Annotated in this window: 15 protein-coding genes and 2 pseudogenes; 13 read left to right on the top strand and 4 right to left on the bottom strand. The window is 69.2% G+C overall.

Features of this window, described 5'->3' with window-relative positions; all coding sequences use genetic code 11:
* A partial coding sequence (locus AD428_RS07315) for an AI-2E family transporter (RefSeq protein WP_053244684.1) occupies positions 1–1,099 on the bottom strand: 1,099 nt, incomplete at its 3' end.
* A 237-nt stretch (positions 1,100–1,336) separates the two neighbouring features.
* Positions 1,337–2,395, bottom strand: a complete 1,059-nt coding sequence (locus AD428_RS07310; protein WP_053244681.1) for a LysR family transcriptional regulator — start codon at positions 2,393–2,395, stop codon at positions 1,337–1,339.
* Positions 2,396–2,757: 362 nt separating this feature from the next.
* On the opposite strand from AD428_RS07310, the gene AD428_RS07305 reads away from it, so the two are divergent.
* The 6 genes and pseudogenes from AD428_RS07305 (at position 2,758) to AD428_RS07280 (ending at position 11,398) form a co-directional block, all read left to right on the top strand.
* The gene (locus tag AD428_RS07305; RefSeq protein ID WP_082308303.1) at positions 2,758–3,951 is read left to right on the top strand and encodes an efflux RND transporter periplasmic adaptor subunit; all 1,194 of its coding nucleotides are present in this window, start codon (positions 2,758–2,760) and stop codon (positions 3,949–3,951) included.
* Positions 3,952–3,973: 22 nt separating this feature from the next.
* Positions 3,974–7,186 carry an efflux RND transporter permease subunit gene (locus tag AD428_RS07300; protein WP_053244680.1) on the top strand — a complete coding sequence of 1,071 codons (3,213 nt, stop codon included), beginning with the start codon at positions 3,974–3,976 and terminating at the stop codon, positions 7,184–7,186.
* 28 nt (positions 7,187–7,214) lie between these two features.
* Positions 7,215–8,695, top strand: a pseudogene (locus AD428_RS07295) (efflux transporter outer membrane subunit).
* A 138-nt stretch (positions 8,696–8,833) separates the two neighbouring features.
* A complete protein-coding gene (thpR, locus tag AD428_RS07290) occupies positions 8,834–9,361 on the top strand; it encodes an RNA 2',3'-cyclic phosphodiesterase (protein WP_082308302.1) in 528 nt (175 codons plus the stop codon).
* A gap of 46 nt (positions 9,362–9,407) precedes the next feature.
* Entirely contained in the window at positions 9,408–9,968 is a 561-nt protein-coding gene (locus tag AD428_RS07285) for a 5' nucleotidase, NT5C type (protein WP_053244678.1), read from the top strand.
* A 92-nt stretch (positions 9,969–10,060) separates the two neighbouring features.
* Entirely contained in the window at positions 10,061–11,398 is a 1,338-nt protein-coding gene (locus tag AD428_RS07280; RefSeq protein WP_053244677.1) for an NAD(P)H-dependent oxidoreductase, read from the top strand.
* Between the two features lie 23 nt (positions 11,399–11,421).
* Here the strand turns inward: AD428_RS07280 and AD428_RS07275 are convergent, their stop codons facing one another.
* Positions 11,422–12,168: a FadR/GntR family transcriptional regulator gene (locus AD428_RS07275; protein ID WP_053244676.1), complete on the bottom strand. Its 747-nt coding sequence runs from the start codon at positions 12,166–12,168 to the stop codon at positions 11,422–11,424.
* A gap of 9 nt (positions 12,169–12,177) precedes the next feature.
* Positions 12,178–12,915, bottom strand: coding sequence for an SDR family NAD(P)-dependent oxidoreductase (locus AD428_RS07270; RefSeq protein WP_053244675.1), 738 nt, complete (start codon positions 12,913–12,915; stop codon positions 12,178–12,180).
* A 329-nt stretch (positions 12,916–13,244) separates the two neighbouring features.
* On the opposite strand from AD428_RS07270, the gene AD428_RS07265 reads away from it, so the two are divergent.
* The 7 genes and pseudogenes from AD428_RS07265 to AD428_RS07235 form a co-directional block, all read left to right on the top strand.
* On the top strand, positions 13,245–14,480 hold the full coding sequence (locus tag AD428_RS07265; RefSeq protein ID WP_053244674.1) for a branched-chain amino acid ABC transporter substrate-binding protein: 1,236 nt from the start codon (positions 13,245–13,247) through the stop codon (positions 14,478–14,480).
* A gap of 94 nt (positions 14,481–14,574) precedes the next feature.
* Positions 14,575–15,516, top strand: coding sequence for a branched-chain amino acid ABC transporter permease (locus AD428_RS07260; protein ID WP_053244673.1), 942 nt, complete (start codon positions 14,575–14,577; stop codon positions 15,514–15,516).
* Positions 15,513–16,781: a branched-chain amino acid ABC transporter permease gene (locus tag AD428_RS07255; RefSeq protein ID WP_053244672.1), complete on the top strand. Its 1,269-nt coding sequence runs from the start codon at positions 15,513–15,515 to the stop codon at positions 16,779–16,781. Before AD428_RS07260 ends, AD428_RS07255 begins: the two co-directional genes overlap by 4 nt.
* The gene (locus tag AD428_RS07250; protein WP_053244671.1) at positions 16,778–17,530 is read left to right on the top strand and encodes an ABC transporter ATP-binding protein; all 753 of its coding nucleotides are present in this window, start codon (positions 16,778–16,780) and stop codon (positions 17,528–17,530) included. The genes AD428_RS07255 and AD428_RS07250 overlap by 4 nt, the downstream gene beginning before the upstream one ends.
* Complete coding sequence (locus AD428_RS07245) at positions 17,527–18,252, top strand: ABC transporter ATP-binding protein (protein WP_053244670.1); 726 nt, start codon at positions 17,527–17,529, stop codon at positions 18,250–18,252. The genes AD428_RS07250 and AD428_RS07245 overlap by 4 nt, the downstream gene beginning before the upstream one ends.
* A gap of 33 nt (positions 18,253–18,285) precedes the next feature.
* Positions 18,286–19,092 carry an SDR family NAD(P)-dependent oxidoreductase gene (locus AD428_RS07240; protein ID WP_235489374.1) on the top strand — a complete coding sequence of 269 codons (807 nt, stop codon included), beginning with the start codon at positions 18,286–18,288 and terminating at the stop codon, positions 19,090–19,092.
* A gap of 32 nt (positions 19,093–19,124) precedes the next feature.
* A pseudogene (locus tag AD428_RS07235) lies at positions 19,125–20,112 on the top strand (thiamine pyrophosphate-dependent dehydrogenase E1 component subunit alpha); the annotation flags it as partial.

Raw genomic sequence — 20,112 nt, 5'->3', positions numbered from 1 at the left:
GCGCGGGCGGCGGATCGGAGGCCGCGGCCAGCCGGACAGCGTCGCGCTCCTGCACTTCGTAGCGCACCCATTCGCGCCACACGGCCACCAGCAGGGCCATGAGCACCGGCCCCACGAAAAGTCCCACCAGGCCCATGGTCTTCACGCCGCCGACCAGGCCGAAGAAGGTGGGCAGGAACGGCAGCTTGACCGGGCCGCCCACCAGCCGCGGGCGCAGGGTCTTATCCACGATGAAGAGCTCCACGCTGCCCCAGACCATGAGCGCGATGCCCGCGGCCACGTGGCCCGAGCCCACCAGATACAGGGAAACCAGGGTGAACGAGAGCGGCGCACCGCCGGGCACCAGCGCCATGATGCCGGTGACGACGCCCAGCAGCACGGGCGAAGGCACGCCGGCGATCCAGTAGGCCGTGCCCAGCACCACACCCTCGCCCAGCGCGATCAGGCCCATGCCGGTGACGGTGGAGTTGATGGTGGCCGGCACCACGCGCGAAAAGCGCATCCAGCGCTGCGGCAGGATGCGCTCGCCCAGCACGTCGAGCTGCGCGACCATGCGGTCGCCGTCTTTGTAGACGAAGAACAGCGTGATCAGCATGAAGAGCACGGTCAGCAGCAGCTGGAATACGTTGCCCGTGGCCGCCAGGACCATGCGATAGATATTGCCCAGGTGCTCGCCGCTCACGGCCTCCACCAGCGCGCCCAGCGCATGGGGCTCGCCGATGTAGGCGCGCCAGTATTCGGCCAGCTTCTCGCCCGCCACGGGCATGGAGGTGATCCAGGCCGGCACCTCCACTCCGTGACGGTTGGCGGCCAGCGCCCAGGCCACGAACGAGCTGGCTTCCTTGATGGCATAGGAAAGCGCCAGCGACAGCGGCACGATGAGCACGCCGATCACCACCACCAGGGCCAGGCTGGCCGCCAGGGCCGTGCGGCCTCCGCAGCGCGCCACCAGCCGCTGGTAAAGAGGCCAGCTCGCCAGCCCGATGATGAGCGCGGCCAGCGCCGGCACCAGGAACCCGCTCAGGAAATACACCCCCGCCAGCAGCACGAGCAGCAATAGCCAGCGGGCGATCAGGTAGGCGGGTAGTACAGGCTGCATATGGGAAGCGGGCGATGGAAGCTTTGAGCTTGACTGTCGGACTATACAGACGTTTGCGGCGGGCGTAGCGGCGGACACCCTGGCGCCGCTATAGGGTCGCGGCGCGGGCAGGGGCGCCGGCATTTGCGGCGAAATCGTCAATTAACCCGGATTTTCCAGAAGATAGCCGATTTTGGCGCAACAAAAAACAATAAGGGCCGCACTAGCGGCCCTTAAACGTTGCTGAACGAAGGTGGATCAAAGCGCGTATTCGGCGGCTTCTTCGCGTGCGCTGCGCCGCCGCGCGGCCGGCGCCTCGGCGGGCGCCTGCCAGGCGGCGAGGGCGGCGGGCCTGCCCTGGGCGCGCTCGCGCACGACGCAGGCGGCCGCCGCGGGGTCGTTCTCGTCGCGGCCGCTCAAAAGCGGGCAGCCCGCGAACAGCTCCGCCACCCAGTCGGCGAACGCGCGCACCTTGGGCGACAGTTGGCGGCTCTGGGGGTAGAGCAGGGAAATGGGCACGGAACTGGGCTTCCACTGGGGCAGCACCTCGATGAGCTCGCCCGATTGCAGATGCGGCAGCGCCATGTAGCGCGGCGTCTGGATCAACCCGAATCCCTTGAGCCCGCAGTCCAGGTAGGCGCCGGCCTCGTTCACCGCCACCGCACCCTTCATTTCGACTTCCTGGTGCTTGCCGTCCACCCTGAAGTCCCAGGCGCAGTTGCGGCCGGTGCGGCTGGAGAAATAGTGCACCGCATGGTGGTTGCGCAGGTCTTCGATGGTCTTGGGCATGCCGTGGCGCGCCAGGTACGAGGGCGCGGCGCAGGTGACGGTCTGCAAGGTGCCGATGCGGCGCGCCACCAGGCTGGAGTCTTCGAGCTCGCCCGCGCGGATCACGCAGTCCACGGCTTCCTGCACCATGTCCACCGGACGGTCGCCCATGCCCAGCACCAGCTCCACGTCGGGGTATTTGTCGTGGAAATCGCACAAAGACGGAATGAGGATGAGCCGGCCGATACAGGTGGGCACGTCGATGCGCAGCCGGCCTTTCAGGCGCAGCGCGGCCTCCTGGAAGCAGGCTTCGGTTTCCTCGACGTCGGCGAGGATGCGCACGCAGTGCTGGTAGTAGCCGGCGCCGTCGGGCGTGAGGCCGATGCGGCGGGTGGTGCGGTTGAGCAGGCGCACGCCCAGCAGGCGTTCGAGGTTCTGGATGATGGTGGTGACGGTGGTGCGCGGCAGGGAGAGGCTGTCGGCCGCTCGCGTGAAGCTGTTGCAGTCCACGACGCGCACAAACACCTGCATAGCCTGGAAACGGTCCATGTCGGCGTCCTTGGGGAGTGTCGGGGTTGAGACGGTTGACGCAGCATGCCGCGAATTCTCCGTTTATTAGTCGACTGCGACGAATAGTGTTGCCGAGCAGCACAGGTTTATCCGCCCGGCCAAAACACTCAAAATTCGTTCCATCTTGAAGTGCCCTCGCCTCCCGGCCGCGTCGGAGGGCATGCCTTTTCCACGACATCCGTCCCCGCGCGCTGCGTCCCGTTCCCGGCCAGCGTTGCATCGCTCCCTCGACTCCGGACATTGCTGCAATGCAACATTCTCCGGACCGCCGGCCTGGCGCGGAATGTCCCGGCATGCCCCCGCCGCCCGGCGCTTCGTCCTCTTGTTGGAAGGAAAACATCATGGTTACGCGTCATCGCATTGCTGTCATCGCCGCCCTCGCGCTCCTGGTCGCCGCGGGCGGAGGCTATACGCTGCTGCGCGCGCCCGCCGGGGCCAGCGCCGCCGCGGCCGCGCAGGCGCCCGCCGCCCCCCAGGTGGAAGTGGCCGAAGTCGTCAACAAGACCATCGTGGACTGGCAGCGTTATTCCGGCCGGCTCGAAGCCATAGACCGGGTGGAAATCCGCCCCCTGGTTTCCGGCACGCTGACCCAGGTGCACTTCAAGGACGGCAGCATCGTCAAGAAGGGCGACCTGCTCTTCACCATCGACCCGCGCCCCTACGCCGCCGAAGTGGACCGCGCCGCCGCGGCCCTGGCCGCCGCCCAGGCCCGGGTCACCTACACGCGCTCGGAACTGGCGCGCGGCAAGCGGCTGCTGACCGACAACGCCATCGCCCGGCGCGATTTCGAGGAAAAGCAGAACGCCGCCCGCGAAGCGGAAGCCAACCTGCAGGGCGCCCGGGCCGCGCTGGACTACGCGCGCCTGAACCTGGGCTATACCCGCATCGAAGCGCCGGTCGACGGCCGCGTCTCGCGCGCCGAAGTCACGGTGGGCAACGTGGTGGCCGCCGGCGCCAGTTCGGTGCCGCTCACCACGCTGGTGTCGGTGTCGCGCATGTACGCCTCCTTCGACGTGGACGAGCAGAGCTTCCTCAGGTATGTGAACGCGGCCCGCGCCCGCGGCGCCGAAGTGCCGGTGGAGCTGGGCCTGGCCGACGAGGACGGCTATTCCCGCACGGGCTACGTACAGTCGGTGGACAACCGTCTCGACACGTCTTCCGGCACCATCCGCGTGCGCGCCGTGTTCGACAACGCCGACGGACGGCTCGTGCCCGGCCTGTACGCGCGCATCCGCCTGGGCGGCAGCGAGCCGCGTCCGGCGCTGCTGGTGGACGAACGCGCCATCGGCACCGACCAGGACAAGCGCTACGTGCTGGTGCTGGACGCGGAGAACCGCGCCGTCTACCGCCAGGTGAAGCTGGGCGCCAACCAGGACGGCCTGCGCGTGGTGGACAGCGGCCTGCAGCCGGGCGAGCGCATCGTCGTCAACGGCCTGCAGCGCATCCGCCCCGGCGACGCCGTCACGCCCAAGCTCGTGCCCATGCTGGCCTCCGAACGCCAGTCCGTGAAGACCGCGCAGGCGTCGCTGAACTGAGCGCCGCCATCCGAGGATTCCCATGAACATCTCGAAATTCTTTATCGACCGGCCCATCTTCGCGGGCGTGCTGTCGGTGCTGGTGCTGCTGGCGGGCCTGCTGGCCATGTTCCAGCTACCCATCTCCGAATACCCGGAAGTGGTGCCGCCCTCGGTGGTGGTGCGCGCGCAGTACCCAGGCGCCAATCCCAAGGTCATCGCCGAAACCGTGGCCTCGCCGCTGGAAGAGTCCATCAACGGCGTGGAAGACATGCTGTACATGCAGTCGCAGGCCAATAGCGACGGCAATCTCACGCTGACGATCAACTTCAAGCTCGGCGTGGATCCGGACAAGGCCCAGCAACTGGTGCAGAACCGCGTGTCGCAGGCGCTGCCGCGCCTGCCGCCCGACGTGCAGCGCCTGGGCGTGACCACCGCCAAGAGCTCGCCCACCCTGACGCTGGTGGTGCACCTGATCTCGCCCAACGACCGCTACGACATCACCTATCTGCGCAACTACGCCATTCTCAACGTGAAAGACCGCCTGGCCCGCATCAGCGGCGTGGGCGAAGTCACGGTGTGGGGCTCGGGCAACTACTCCATGCGCATCTGGCTGGATCCGCAGAAAGTGGCCCAGCGCGGCATGACGGCCAGCGAAGTGGTCAACGCCATCCGCGAGCAGAACGTGCAGGTCGCCGCCGGCGTGATCGGCGCCTCGCCCACCGCGGGCGACGTGCCGCTGCAGCTCAACGTGAACACGCGCGGCCGCCTGCAGACCGAGGACGAGTTCCGCGACATCATCCTCAAGACCTCGCCCGACGGCGCCGTGACGCGGCTGTCCGACGTGGCGCGCGTGGAGCTGGACGCCCAGGAGTACGGCCTGCGTTCGCTGCTGGACAACAAGCAGGCGGTGGGCATGGGCATCATGCAGTCGCCGGGCGCCAATGCGCTGGACGTGTCCACCAAGGTGCGCGCCGCGATGGCGGAACTGGCCCAGGATTTCCCGCCGGGCGTGGAATACCGCATCGAGTACGACCCCACCCAGTTCGTGAGCGCCAGCATCGAGGCCGTGGTGCACACGCTGCTCGAAGCGATTGCGCTGGTGGTGCTGGTGGTGATCCTCTTCCTGCAGACCTGGCGCGCGTCCATCATTCCGCTGCTGGCGGTGCCGGTGTCCATCGTGGGCACGTTCGCCCTGCTGCTGGTGTTCGGCTACTCCATCAACGCGCTGTCGCTGTTCGGCATGGTGCTGGCCATCGGCATCGTGGTGGACGACGCCATCGTGGTGGTGGAAAACGTGGAGCGCAACATCGCGGCCGGGCTGACGCCGCGCGAGGCCACCTACCGCGCCATGCGGGAAGTGAGCGGCCCCATCATCGCGATCGCGCTCACGCTGTGCGCGGTGTTCGTGCCGCTGGCGTTCATGACGGGCCTGACCGGCCAGTTCTACAAGCAGTTCGCCATGACCATCGCCATCTCCACGGTGATCTCCGCCTTCAACTCGCTCACGCTTTCGCCCGCGCTGTCGGCCCTGCTGCTCAAGGGCCACCATGACGAGCCCGACTGGCTGACCCGCGCCATGAACCGGGTGTTCGGCCGCTTTTTCGGCTGGTTCAACCGTTCGTTCGGCCGCGCCTCGGAATCGTATGGCGTGGGCGTGTCCGGGGTGATCCGCCGCAAGGCCGGCGCCATGGCGGTTTACGCCGTGCTGGTGGCGGCCACCATCGGCGTGTCGTACCTGGTGCCCGGCGGTTTCGTGCCCGCGCAGGACAAGCAGTACCTGATCGGCTTCACGCAGCTGCCCAACGGCGCCTCGCTGGACCGCACCGACGCCGTCATCCGGCGCATGAGCGACATCGCCCTCCAGGAACCCGGCGTGCAGAGCGCCATCGCCTTCCCGGGCCTATCCATCAACGGTTTCACCAACAGCTCCAGCGCCGGCATCGTGTTCGTGATGCTCAAGCCCTTCGGCGAGCGCAAGAGCGCCGAGCTGTCGGGCGACGCCATCGCGGCCTCGCTGAACCGCAAGTTCGCCGCCATCCAGGATTCGTTCATCGCGGTCTTCCCGCCCCCGCCCGTCATGGGCCTGGGCACGCTGGGCGGCTTCAAGTTCCAGATCGAGGACCGCAGCGCGGCCGGCTACGCCGCGCTGGACCAGGCCAAGGCCGCCTTCCTGGCCAAGGCGCGCGAAACGCCCGAACTGGGGCCTGCCTTCTCCAGCTACGAGATCAACGTGCCGCAACTGGACGTGGACCTCGACCGCGTGAAGGCCAAGCAACTGGGCGTGCCCGTGACCGAAGTGTTCGACACCATGCAGATCTACCTCGGGTCCATGTACGTGAACGACTTCAACCGCTTCGGCCGCGTGTTCCAGGTGCGGGCCCAGGCCGACGCGCCGTTCCGGGCGCATGCCGACGACATCCTGCAGCTCAAGACGCGCAACGCCGACGGCGAGATGGTGCCGCTGTCGTCGCTCGTGACCGTGAAGCAGACCTTCGGCCCCGAAATGGTGGTGCGCTACAACGGCTACACCGCCGCGGACATCAACGGCGGCCCCGCGCCGGGCTATTCGTCGAACCAGGCCCAGGCCGCGGCCGAACGCGTGGCGGCCGAAACGCTGCCGCGCGGCATGAAGCTCGAATGGACCGACCTGACCTACCAGCAGATCCTGGCGGGCAATGCCGGGCTGTGGGTGTTTCCCATCAGCGTGCTGCTGGTGTTCCTGGTGCTGGCCGCGCTGTATGAAAGCCTGACGCTGCCGCTGGCGGTCATCCTGATCGTGCCCATGAGCATCCTGGCGGCGCTGACGGGCGTCTACCTCACCGGCAACGACAACAACATCTTCACGCAGATCGGCCTGATGGTGCTGGTGGGGCTGTCGGCGAAGAACGCGATTCTCATCGTGGAATTCGCGCGCGAGCTCGAAATGAACGGCCGCGGCCCGCTGGAGGCCGCCATCGAGGCCAGCCGCCTGCGGCTGCGCCCCATCCTGATGACCTCCATCGCCTTCATCATGGGCGTGGTGCCGCTGGTGCTGTCCTCGGGCGCGGGCTCGGAAATGCGCCATGCCATGGGGGTGGCTGTGTTCTTCGGCATGCTGGGGGTGACGCTGTTCGGGCTGTTCCTGACGCCGGTGTTCTACGTGCTGCTGCGCTCGATGGGCGCCCGCCGGCTGCACTCGGCCGCGCCCCACGAAGCCCCGGTATGCGTGCCCCACCTCGACGCCGGCGCGCCCCCGGCCGCGCACCGCGGATAAGCCGCCGCAAACCGAATACGAGAATGCCATGAAGAAAACGCAACTGATACGCAGGCTGGCCCTGCTGCCCCTGGTGCTGGCGCTGGCCGCCTGCGCCGTGGGCCCGGAGTACGAACGCCCCGCCAGCGCCACGCCGGCCGCCTACAAGGAAGCCGCCCTGCCGCCCGCCGAGGCGGGCTCCTGGAAAACCGCGCAGCCTTCGGAAGCGGCGCTGCGCGGCGCCTGGTGGAAGATCTTCAACGACGAAACGCTGAACCGCCTCGAAGACGAAGCGCAGCAAGCCAACCAGGACCTGAAGGCCGCGGCCGCCCGCCTGGCCCAGGCCCGCGCCCTGCAGCGTGAAGCGCGTTCGGGCTTCTTCCCCAGCGTGGACGCGGGCTTCGGCCCCACGCGCCAGCGGCCTTGGCCGTGTCGCAGGGGCTGCCCGACGGCACGCCGACGCAGCCGGTGACCACCTGGCGCGCCCAGGGCACGGTGTCGTACGAGGCGGACCTGTTCGGCCGCGTGGCCTCCACCGCCGAGGCGGCGACGGCCGACGCCCAGCGGAGCGAGGCGCTGTACCGGTCGGTGCTGCTCGCGCTGCAGGCCGACGTGGCCACCATGTATTTCCTGGCGCGCGAGCAGGACGCCGAGTCGCGCCTTTACCGGCAGACGGTGCAGCTGCGCACCGAGACGCTGCAGCTCATCCAGCGCCGCTACGACGCGGGCGACATCAGCGAACTGGACCTGGCCCGCGCGCGCGCCGAGCTGGCCTCGGCGCAATCCGAGGCGCTGGGCATCGAACGCCGCCGCGCCGCCTCGGAGCATGCGCTGGCGGTGCTGCTGGGACGCGCGCCATCGGATTTCAGCCTGCCGCCGCAGCCGCTGGAAACCGTGGCCGTGAGCGTGCCCGCCGGCCTGCCCTCGGCCCTGCTGGAGCGCCGGCCCGACATTGCCGCCGCCGAACGCGCCATGGCCGCGGCCAATGCACGCGTGGGCGTGGCGAAGTCGGCGTTCTTCCCCCGCCTGGACATTACCGGCGCGTTCGGCTTCGAGTCGTCCGAGCTGGGCAATCTGTTCGAATGGTCCAGCCGCAGTTTCCTGCTCGGGCCGCTGGTGGGCACGGCGCTTTCGCTGCCCCTGTTCGACGGCGGCCGCCGCCAGGCCGGCCTGGACCGCGCCCGCGCGGTGTACGAGGAAGACGTGGCGCGCTACCGCCAGACCGTGCTCAACGCCTTCCGCGAAGTGGAAGACAATCTGGCCAACCTGCGCATCCTGGCCGACCAGACGCGCGCCCAGGACGACGCGGTGCAGGCGGCGGCACGCGCGGCGCGGCTGTCGCACACGCAGTACCGCGAGGGTTCGATCAGCTACCTCGACGTGATCGAGGCCGACCGCAGCGTGCTGCTGCAGCAGCGCGTGGCGGTGCAGCTCTCCGGCGAACGCGCCCGCTCCACCGTGGACCTGGTCCGCGCGCTGGGCGGCGGCTGGGAAAACCCGGTGCCGGCGGAACAGGTGGCGGCAAGATAGGCGGAGCAGGCTGGTTCTGCGCTCGCCGGCCAAGGCGCTCGCAGGCCGCGCGGGCGGCTTCGACCGGCATGCGCACTGGCGCAATGCGCCGCCCGGCCGCTGCGCGCTTGCGGAAATCCCGCAATACAATCCTGCTCCATGTCCACCATGCGCCTTTTCTACGCCCTCTGGCCCGCGGCCCCGCTCGCCGGGAAACTGGCCGAGTGGGCCAGGCAGGCCGCTCCCGCCATGGGCGGGCGGGTCATGCGCACCGAAACCCTGCACCTGACCCTGGCGTTCCTGGGTGATATCGACGCCGCCACGGCGGAGGAACTGATCGACGCCACGCCCGCCCTGCGGGTGCAGCCCGGCGCGCTCACGCTGGACCGCTACGGCGTTTTCGCGCGCCAGCGCATCCTCTGGGCCGGGCCCGCGCAGACGCCCGAAGCCCTGCAGGCGCTCTACGACGGCCTGTGGCTGTGGCTGTCGGGCTATGGCCTGCAGCCGCCCACCCAGCCCTTCCGCCCCCACGTCACGCTGGCGCGCCACATCGAGACCAAGACCCCGCCCGAAGCCGTGCCCGAACCGCTGACGTGGCGCTATGACCGCCTGGTGCTGGCGGCCTCCGAATCGCTCACCGGCGGCAGCCGCTACCGCGTTGTGGCGCAGACCGCGCCGCGCGCCTGACGCGCCGCTCTGGCAAAATCCCCAGGTCGCCACTCCCCGGATCTCCATGATCATCCTGCTCGACCAAGACGGCGTGCTCGCCGATTTCGAACACGCTTTCATCGACGCCTGGAAGGCGCGCTACCCCCACATCGCGCCCATCGCCTACGAAGACCGCAAGTCGTTCTACATCCGCGAAGACTACGGCCCCGAACTGCGCGGCATGGCCGAGGCCATTTACACGGCCCCGGGCTTCATCCGCGACCTGCCGCCGGTGCCGGGCGCGCTGGAGGCGGTGCGGGAGCTGCTGGCGCTGGGCCTGGACGTGCGCATTTGTTCCTCGCCGCTGTCCCAGTTCGAGAACTGCGTGGCGGAGAAGTATCTCTGGGTGGAAAAGCACCTGGGACGCGAGGCCACCAGCCGCCTCATCCTCACCAAGGACAAGACCCTGGTGCGCGGCGACCTGCTCATCGACGACAAGCCGCGCATCGAGGGCGCGGTGGCGCCGCGGTGGAAGCACATTCTCTACGACGCCCCCTACAACCGGCACGTGACGGACGCGCCCCGCCTCACCTGGGCCAACTGGCGCAACGTGCTGGCGGGCGAACTGTATACGGCGGACGAGTGACGCCCATCCCGGCGTCACGATTTGGGACTATTCTTTGCTGACGGCGGGCGGCGGGTACGCCGCCCCGGCGTTCCCCTGGAGGAGTCCGCGCCATGAATCTGTACCGCCTGCTCAAGCAGCGTGAATCCGACAACAAACCCCTGCGCGTCGCCCTGCTGGGCGCCGGACGCATCGGGTCCATGTTCATGAGCCAGGTGCCCCGCACCCCCGGCATCCGGCTGGTGGGGGTGGCGGACCTGGCGCCGGACCGGGCGCGCGCGGCGCTGACCCGGGTGGGCTGGCCGGCTTCGGCGCTCAACGCCGCCAGCACCGGCGAGGCGCTCAAGGCGGGCAAGGTGTTCTTCACGGACGACGCCGAGGCGCTCATCGCCAGCCCGGAAGTGGATATCGTGATCGACGCCACGGGGCAGGCGGCCGCCGGCATCGGCCACGCGCTGGCCTGCTGCGAGCACGGCAAGCACATCGTCATGGTCAACGTCGAGGCCGACGCCCTGGCCGGCCCGCTGCTGGCGCGCCGGGCGCGCGAGGCCGGCATCGTGTATTCCCTGGCCTACGGCGACCAGCCCGCCCTCATCTGCGAAATGGTGGACTGGGCCCGGGCCAGCGGTTTCGAGGTGATGGCGGCCGGCAAGGGCACCAAGTACCTGCCCGAATTCCACACCTCCACCCCCGACACGGTCTGGCCCTATTACGGCTTCACTCCCGAGATGGTGGCGGCGGGCGACTTCAATGCGCAAGTGTTCAACAGCTTCCTGGACGGCACCAAGAGCGCCATCGAGATGGCCTCGGTGTCCAACGCCACCGGACTGCTGCCCTCCCCCTCGGGCTTGCGCTTTCCGCCCTGCGGCGTGGACGACCTGGCGCGCGTGCTGCGCCCCCGCGAAGACGGCGGCATCCTGCACCATCGCGGGCAGGTGGAGGTGATTTCCTCGCTGGAGCGCGACGGCCGGCCAGTGTTCCGCGACCTGCGCTGGGGCGTGTACGTGACGCTGGCGGCCGATAGCGACTACGTGCGGCGCTGTTTCCGCGAATACGGCGTGGCCACCGACCCCAGCGGCAACTACACCGCCATGTACAGGCCCTACCACCTGCTGGGCCTGGAACTGGGCGTAAGCGTGGCCAGCGTGGGCATCCGCCGCGAGCCCACGGGCGCCGCCGCGGGCTGGCACGGCGACGTGGTGGCCACGGCCAAGCGCGACCTGGAGGCCGGCCACATGCTGGACGGCGAAGGCGGCTATACGGTGTACGGCCGCCTGATGCCGGCGCGCGACTCGGTGCGCGACGGCTACCTGCCGATCGGCCTGGCGCACGGCGTGCGGCTCAAGCAGGCGGTGCGCCAGTCGCAGCCCATACGCTGGAGCGACGTGGAATACGACGAGAACAGCGACGCCGTGCAGTTCCGCCGCGAAATGGAGCAAACCTTCGGGTGAGCGGGCAGGCTTTCGGCTGAGTCCTACACCGGCGGGGGCCGCTCGGCCTGGAACAGCCGCAGGCGGTCGGCCGCGTTGCGCAGATGCGTCTCGGCCGCGCGGCCCGCGGCGTCGGGGTCGCCGCTCTCGATGGCCGAGAAAATGGCCTGGTGCTCGTTCTGCACGGCCGCCATGCGCTCGGCGAACATGCGCGCCGTGTTGTGGCGCGCGCTGCGGATGACCCGCCGCACGTTGGCTTCCAGATAGTCGTTCAGCGCCACCAGGTGGGGGTTGTGGGTGGCCTGCACGATGGCCTGGTGGAATTGGTAGTCTTCCTCGTCGCCCAGCCGGTCGTGCAGCAGCGCGTATTCCATGCCCACCAGGGCCTGGCGGATCTTCTTCAGGTCGGCCTCGGTGCGGCGCTGCGCCGCGTAGCGCGCGGCGGTCACCTCGATGGACAGCATCAGCTCCAGGATGTGCTCCAGCTCCTGGGTGTCGCCGGGCGCGGGCGCGGCGATGCGGAAGGCGTTTTTCTGGAAGTTGGGGTCCACGAATACGCCGCTGCCCTGCTGGGAAGTGACCAGCCCCTCCGACTTCAGGCGCGCGAGGGCCTCGCGCACCACGGCGCGGCTGACGTTGTGCGCCTCGGTGAGCTGCTTCTCGGTGGGCAGGCGGTCGCCCGGGGCGAGCACGCCCTGGCGGATCTGGTCCGCCAGCGTCTCGGCCAGCCCGGCGGAGAGCGAGCTCCGGGGCGCGGGTCGGGTCGGTTCCTGGTCTTGGCTGGGCTGCATGATGCAACTTTACGCGATATAGATGCCGCCGTTGACCTGCATGACCTCGCCGGTGACGAATCCGGCCAGCGGCGAGCACAGGAACGCGATGGCGCCGGCGATCTCCCCGGCCGTGCCGAACCGGCGCAAAGGGGTGCTTTCCAGAAGCTGGGCGCCTTTCTGGCCGATGAGGTCGCTGGTCATGGACGTGGCGATGATGCCGGGCGCCACCGCGTTCACGCGGATGGCGGGCGCCAGCTCCAGCGCCAGGCTGCGCGTAAAGCTCTGCACCGCGCCCTTGGACGCCGCATACGCCGCGTGGGCGTAGCTGCCGCGCTGCGCGGCAAGCGAAGTCATCAGCACCACCGAGCCGCCGTCGCGCAAATGGGGCTGCGCGGCGCGGCACACGTAGAAGGTGCCGTCCAGATTGACCGCCATCAGCTTGCGCCAGGCTTCGTCGCTGGTGTCCTTGACCAGTTTTTCGGGGTAGATGCCGGCGCAATGCACCAGGTGGTCCAGCCCGCCGAAGTGCGCCGCCGCCTCGGCCATGAGGCGGTCGCACGCGGCCGGATCGGCCACGTCCAGCGCGCGGGCAAGTACGCGCTGGCCGCCCGGGTCCAGCTCCGCCGCCACTTCCTGCAGGCGCGCGCCGTCGAGGTCGGCCAGCGCCAGCCGCGCGCCATGCGCGGCCATCAGTCTGGCGGCGGCCAGCCCGATTCCATTGCCCGCGCCGGTGATGGCGGCCACTTTTCCTTCGAACGAAATCACGAATGTCTCCTTGTGTCTGCGTGGCCCGCGGGCGGACCGCCGATGCCTTATTGGAACGCTGCCGGCCTTGCTTGACACGCCAAAAATGCATGCCCTATGATTTATCGGACAACTTTTTAAAGTTGACTGACAACTTGCCGGCTAGCGTAATTCACCCGGAGCGCGCAGGCAAGGCCGTCGGAAAAAAACAGGGCCCCAGGCCCGTAAGCGCAACGCGCCACCAAGGCAGGAGACAGACCGCAAGACCCGCGCCGCGCGCATGCGCGCCGCATCGGGCGTGCCTGTCCCTATCCGCCAATCAACACTTCCGCCCCACGGAGGAGACACGCATGAAACTGGGACTCACCACCGGCCTGCTCTGCCTGGCGGGCCTGGCCGCCACGGCCCAGGCCGCGCCCGTCAAGGTCGGCCTGATCGAAACGCTTTCGGGCCCGCAGGCCTCCACCGGCCTGATTTTCCGGGCCGCCGTGAAGTACGAGCTGGACCGCATCAATGCCGCCGGCGGCTGGAACGGCCAGCCGGTAGAACTGGTGGAATTCGACAACCAGGGCGGGCCGGTGGGCGCGTCCGATCGCTTCCGCGCCGCCGTGGCCGAAGGCGTGCAGGTGATCGTGCAGGGCGCCTCCTCGGCGATCTCGGGCCAGCTCACCGAAGACGTGCGCAAGCACAATCTGCGCAACCCGGGCAAGGAAGTGCTGTTCCTGAACGTGGGCGGCGAGGCGCTGGAACTCACCGGCCAGAAGTGCCACTTCTACCACTTCCGCTTCACCACCAACGCCGACCTGCGCGTCAAGGCGCTGACCGCCGTCATGTCGGCCGACGGCACGCTGGGCAAGCGCGTCTACGCCATCAACCAGAACTATTCCTGGGGCCAGGACATGGAAGGCGCCACCGAGCGCTTCGCCAAGCAGTACGGCTACGAGGTGGTGGGCAAGACCCTGCACGAGGTCAACAAGATCCAGGACTTCGCGCCCTACGTGGCCCGCATCCGCGCGGCCAGTCCCGACACCGTGGTCACGGGCAACTGGTCCAACGATCTGCTGCTCCTGATGAAAGCCACGCAGTCGGCCGGCCTGAAGGTGCGCTTTGCCACCGTGTTCCTGGACCAGGTGGGCAACCTCGCCAACGCCGGCAGCGTGGCGCTGGGGCACTACATCGCGCATCCGTACAACATCCAGGCCGCCGGCGAAGAAGGCGCGAAGTTCGCCGAAGACTACAAGGCCAAGACCGGCCATTACCCCAGCTACACCGAGCCGCAGACCGTGATCGGCATGCGCTTTCTGGGCGAGGCGCTCAAGCAGGTGCCAGCGCAAGACGGCAGGCTGCCGGTGCCGGCGCTGGCCAGGGCGCTGGAGAAGGTCCGCTACACCAACGCGCTGGGCACCTACTCCATGCGCGCCGAAGACCACCAGGTGCTGCTGCCCATGGTGGTTTCCAAGGTAAGCAAGAACGCCGAGTACAAGGCCGACGACACGGACATGGGGTTCGAGCCCGTGAAGGTGCTGGCCGCCGCGGACGTGGCCGCGCCCGTGCAAGCGACCTGCAAGATGCAGCGGCCGCAATGACGGCATGGCCGCCGGGCGCGCCCGGCGGCCGGGGCGACCGACCCCTGACCGGCGCGGGGCCGCAACAGGGGCATGAAGGAGTTATGGAGCGGACATGGAATACTTTACCGTCTCGCTGTTGAACGGCGTGATCTACGGCCTGCTGCTGTTCATGGTGTCGGCGGGCCTGACACTGATCTTCGGGATGATGGGCGTGCTGAACTTCGCCCATGCCTCGTTCTACATGATAGGCGCTTACGCGGCCTACACCCTCGCGCTCGTCACGGGCTTCTGGGCCGCGCTGGCGCTGGCCACGCTCATCGCCGGCGTGCTGGGCATGGGCGTGGAACGCTTTTTCCTGCGCCGCGTGCACAAGTTCGGCCACGCGCAGGAGCTGCTGGTCACGTTCGGGCTGGCCTTCATCGTGGCCGAGCTCGTCAAGCTCTTCTACGGCGATTTCCCGGTGGACTACCGCGTGCCGCAGTTCCTCAATTTCGCGGCCTTCCGCGTCTTCAACGCGGACTATCCTTTTTACCGCCTGCTCATGGGCGGCGTGTCGCTGGCCATGTTCGGCGTCATCTACCTGCTGCTGTCGCGCACCCGCGTGGGCATCGTGGTGCGCTCGGCCATCTACCGCCCGCGCATGGCCGAGGCGCTGGGCCACAACGTGCCGCTGGTGTTCATGAGCGTGTTCGGCGTGGGCGCGGCGCTGGCCGGCCTGGCCGGCGCGGTGGCCGGGGCGTTCTACACCACCAACCCCAACATGGCGCTGGAGCTGGGCGTGCTGGTGTTCGTGGTCGTGGTGGTGGGCGGGCTGGGCTCGCTGGAAGGCGCCATGATCGCCTCGCTGCTCATCGGCCTGCTCAGTTCCTTTTCGGTGGGCATCGACGCCAGCCTGGCCACGCTCTTCGGCCTCTTCGGCGCGGGCGAATGGGCCGAAAGCGTGGGCGGCCTGATGACCGTGAAGACTTCCAGCCTGGCGGCCACGCTGCCCTTTCTGCTCATGCTGGTGGTGCTGATGGTCAAGCCTTCGGGCCTGAAGGGAGAACAGGCATGAGCCGGGCCCGACACGCAACCGGAATCGTCCTGCTGGCGCTGTGCGTGGCGCTGCTGTGCGCCCTGCCCTGGCTGCTGCCGGCGGGCCAGATCGTGGCGGCGGTGCAGATGCTGATCGCCGCGCTCTTTGCCTGCGCCTTCAATCTGCTCGCGGGCCAGGGCGGCATGCTGTCCTTCGGCCACGCCGCCTATTTCGGCGTGGGCACCTTCGCCACCATCCACGCCATGAACGCACTGGGCGGCGCGGGCCTGCTGCCCACGCCCCTGATGCCGCTGGCCGGCGGCGCGGCCGGCCTGGTGTTCGGCCTGCTGGCGGGTTGGTTCGCCACCATGCGCTCCGGGGTGTACTTCTCGATGATCACGCTGGCGCTGGCCGAGCTGCTGCATGCCCTGGCGCCTCACCTGAAGAGCGTGTTCGGCGGCGAGGCGGGACTGTCCGCCATGCGCATGCCGGCCTGGGGCTTCGGCTTCGGCTCGGACACGGAAGTGTATTTCCTGGTGCTGGCCTGGGTGCTGGCCTCGCTGGCCGCGCTGTACGGCCTGACGCGCACGCCGCTGGGGCGGCTCACGCTCGGGCTGCGCGAAAACGCCCACCGCCTGCGTTACCTGGGCTACCGCCCCCATACCCTCAAGACGCTGGTGTTCGCGCTGTCGGCCATGTTCGCCGGCATCGCGGGCGGGCTGCAGGCGCTGAACATCGAGGCCGGCAACTACGTGCTGTTCGACGTCAAGCTGTCCACCGACGCCGTGCTGTTCGCCTACATCGGCGGGGTCAATGCCTTCCTGGGGCCGGTGCTGGGCGCGTCGGTGCTGACTTTCCTGTCGCAGACGCTGGCCGACATCACACGCTCGTGGCTGCTGTACCAGGGCATCCTGTTCGTGCTGGTGATGCTCTTCGTGCCCGACGGGCTGGTGGGGCTGGTGCAGCGCGCCGCCCGCTCGCTGCGCGAGCGCGGCCTGGCCGACTGGCTGCCGCGCGCGGCTGTCTCGGCGGCGGCGGGCCTGCTGCTGGCGGCGGCCACGGTGTTCACGGTGGAAATGCTGCAGCGCATTTTCGCGCGCGACTACCGCTCGCTGCTCGCCATGAACCCCGACGCCGCCTGGCCGGCCATTCCGCTTTTCGGCAACGAATGGGCGCCGCGAGCCGTCTCGACCTGGCTGTGGCCGCTGGCGCTCTTCCTCCTGGGGCTGGCTGCCTGCCGCTGGGCGTCCGCGCTCTGGCGCGCCGAGCCCGGCCCCGCCCGCAAGCTGGAGACGGCGCAATGACTCACGACATTCTCACCCTGACCGACGTGCGCAAGTCCTTCGGCGACGCGCAGATCATCCGCGGCGTGAACCTGAGCGTGCATGCCGGCGAGCGCCACGCCGTCATCGGCCCCAACGGCGCGGGCAAGTCCACGCTGTTCCACCTGATGTCGGGCTCGTTCGCGCCCACCTCGGGCCGCATCGAACTGCGCGGCCGCGCCATCGGCGGCCTGCCGCCCGAGCGCATCAACCGCCAGGGCCTGGCGCGCTCGTTCCAGATCACCAACGTCTTCCCGCGCCTGTCGGTGCATGAGAACCTGCGCCTGGCCGTGCTGCGCATGCACGGACGGGTCTATGACTTCTGGCGTCCGGTGGCGCGCAACCGGGCCGTGAACGAGGACGTGGACCGCCTGCTGGAGAAAGTGCGCCTGGCCGCCAGGCGCGACACCGCCGCCGGCGATCTCAACTACTCCGAGCAGCGCTCGCTGGAAATCGGCATGACGCTGGCCTCGCGCCCCAAGGTGATCCTGCTGGACGAACCCATGGCCGGCATGTCCCAGCACGAAGTGGACTACACCGTGGCGCTCATCAAGGAAGTGACGCGCGACTGCACCCTGCTCATCGTGGAGCACGACATGCAAGTGGTGTTTTCGCTGGCCGACCGCATCAGCGTGCTGGTCTACGGCGAAATCCTCGCCACCGGCACGCCCGCCGAGATCCGCGCCGACGCGCGGGTGCGCGAGGCCTACCTGGGAGAGGAAACAATATGAGCGCGCAAGACAGCACGCCCCTGCTCACGCTGCAAGGCGTCCACGCCCACTATGGCAAAAGCCACATCCTGCACGGCATCGACCTGTCGGTGGGCCGCGGCGAGGTGGTCAGCCTGCTGGGCCGCAACGGCGCGGGCCGCTCCACCACCATGAAAAGCATCATGGGGCTGGTGGACGTCACCGCCGGGCGCATCGCCATGCAAGGGCGCGACATCACCAACAGACGTCCCTTCGAGATCGCCCGGGCCGGCCTGGGCTTCGTGCCCGAGGAGCGCGAGGTGTTCGCCAACCTGACGGTGGACGAAAACCTGCGCATGGGCATGCAGCCCGCGCGCTCCGACGCGCCGGCCTGGACGGTGGATCAGATGTTCGATTATTTCCCGCGCCTGAAAGAGCGCCGCGCCACGCGCGCGGGCAATCTGTCCGGCGGCGAGCAGCAGATGCTCACCATGTGCCGCTCGCTGCTGGGCAATCCCAAGGTCATGCTGATCGACGAGCCCACCGAGGGGCTGGCGCCCAAGATCGTCGAAGTGATCGCCGACGTGATCCGCGACATCCACCGTCGCGGCGTGTCGGTGGTGCTGGTGGAGCAGAAGCTGACCATCGCCCTCAAGGTGTCCACGCGCGTAAGCGTGATGGGGCACGGCCGCATCGTTTTCGAGGGCCCGCCGCCGGCGCTGCAGGAGCGCCAGGACGTGGTCCAGGAATGGCTGGCGGTCTGAGCGCCGGCCGCATCTCAACAAGAGGCTATCAACGTGCACAAGATCGACGCCGCCCCGGCGGATTCCGGAGTCAGGCATGCCGACCTGGTCGGCAAATCGGTGGTGGTGACGGGCGGCGCCCGGGGCATAGGCCTGGCCACCGCCCGGGCCTATGCGCGCCAGGGAGCGCGCGTGGCCCTGCTGGACCTGGACGAGGACGCCCTGCGCAGCGCTGTCGCCGGCATCGCCGCGCAGGGCGGACAGGCCCTGGCCTGCCCGGCGTCCGTCGCCGACGCCGATGCGGTGGAGCGGGCCTTTGCCCAGGCCGAGGCCGCGTTCGGCGGCCTCGACGTGCTGGTCAACAATGCCGGCGTCTCCGCCAACAAGCCCACGCTGGAGGTGACGGTGGACGAATGGCGGCGCGCCGTGGACATCAATCTCACCGGCGTGTTCCTGTGCGCGCAGGCGGCCGGGCGGCGCATGGTGCCGCGCGGCGAGGGCTGCATCATCAACCTGGCTTCCATGTACGGCGTGGTGGCCGCGCCCGACCGCGCCGCCTACTGCGCCACCAAGGGCGCGGTGGTGCTGCTGACCGAAACCCTGGCGGTCGAATGGGGGCCGGCGGGCGTGCGCGTCAATGCGCTCGCGCCCGGCTATGTGGAAACCGACCTGGTGCGCGACTTGGCCGCGCGCGGCCGGCTCGACCCCGAACGCCTGCGGCAGCGCACGCCGCTGCGCCGCCTGGCCCAGCCCGGCGAGATGGCCGAACTGGCCGTTTTCCTGGGTTCGCGCCAGGCCGCCTACATCAACGGACACACCCTGGTGGCCGACGGCGGCTGGAGCCGCTACTGCTACCTCTGAACCCACCCGCGACACATTCTGGAGACCGACTCATGGCCACCCACCACCCGCTTGCGCCGCAGGCGCCCTGGCGGCAACTGACGGCAGACGCGCAGGACTGGCAGCAGGCCGACCCGGCGCTGCTGGCCACCATGCTGACCCAACTGCACTGGATCCGCGCATTCGAGGAAACCGTGCTCGAACTGGCCGCCGAAGGGCTGGTGCACGGCCCTGCGCATTCTTCCATCGGCCAGGAAGGCGGCGCCGTGGGCTCGGTGCTGGCCCTGGGCCCGGGCGACCAGGTCAACGGCTCGCACCGCGGCCACCACCAGTTCCTGGCCAAGGCCCTGCAGCACGCGGCGCCCGGCGGCCTGGACCCCGCCGACCCGCTCACGCCCGCCATCGACGAGGTGCTGCAGCGCACGCTGGCCGAGATCATGGGACTGGCGCAGGGCTACTGCCGGGGCCGCGGCGGCTCCATGCACCTGCGCTGGCTGGAGGCCGGCGCGCTGGGCACCAACGCCATCGTGGGCGGCGGCGTGCCGCTGGCGGCCGGCGCGGCCTGGGCGCACCGGCACGCCGGCACCGACCGCGTGGCCGTCACCTACTTCGGCGACGGCGCGGTGAACATCGGCTCCGTGCTCGAAACCATGAACCTGGCCGCGGCCTGGAAACTTCCGCTGTGCTTCTTCATCGAGAACAACCGCTACGCGGTCTCGACCACCGTGGAGGAATCCACCGCCGAGCCGCGCCTGTCGGCCCGCGGCCTGGGTTTCGGCATCCCGTCCTGGCAGGTGGACGGCATGGATCCGCTGGCCGTGCACCTGGCCATGTCGGAAGCGGTGGCGCACATGCGCGCCGGCAACGGCCCCGTCATCGTGGAAGCCGACGTGTACCGCTATTTCCACCAGAATGGCCCCTTCCCCGGCAGCGCCTTCGGCTACCGCAGCAAGGAAGAGGAGGCGCAGTGGCGCCGCCCGCGATCCGCTGGACCGCCTGGCGGCCGAAATGACCGCGTCGCGGCTGATCGCGCAGCCGGCG

This window comes from Achromobacter sp. DMS1, from assembly GCF_001270295.1.
The sequence above is the reverse complement of the archived record's forward strand: the minus strand, read 5'-3'. Positions and strand labels throughout refer to the sequence as shown.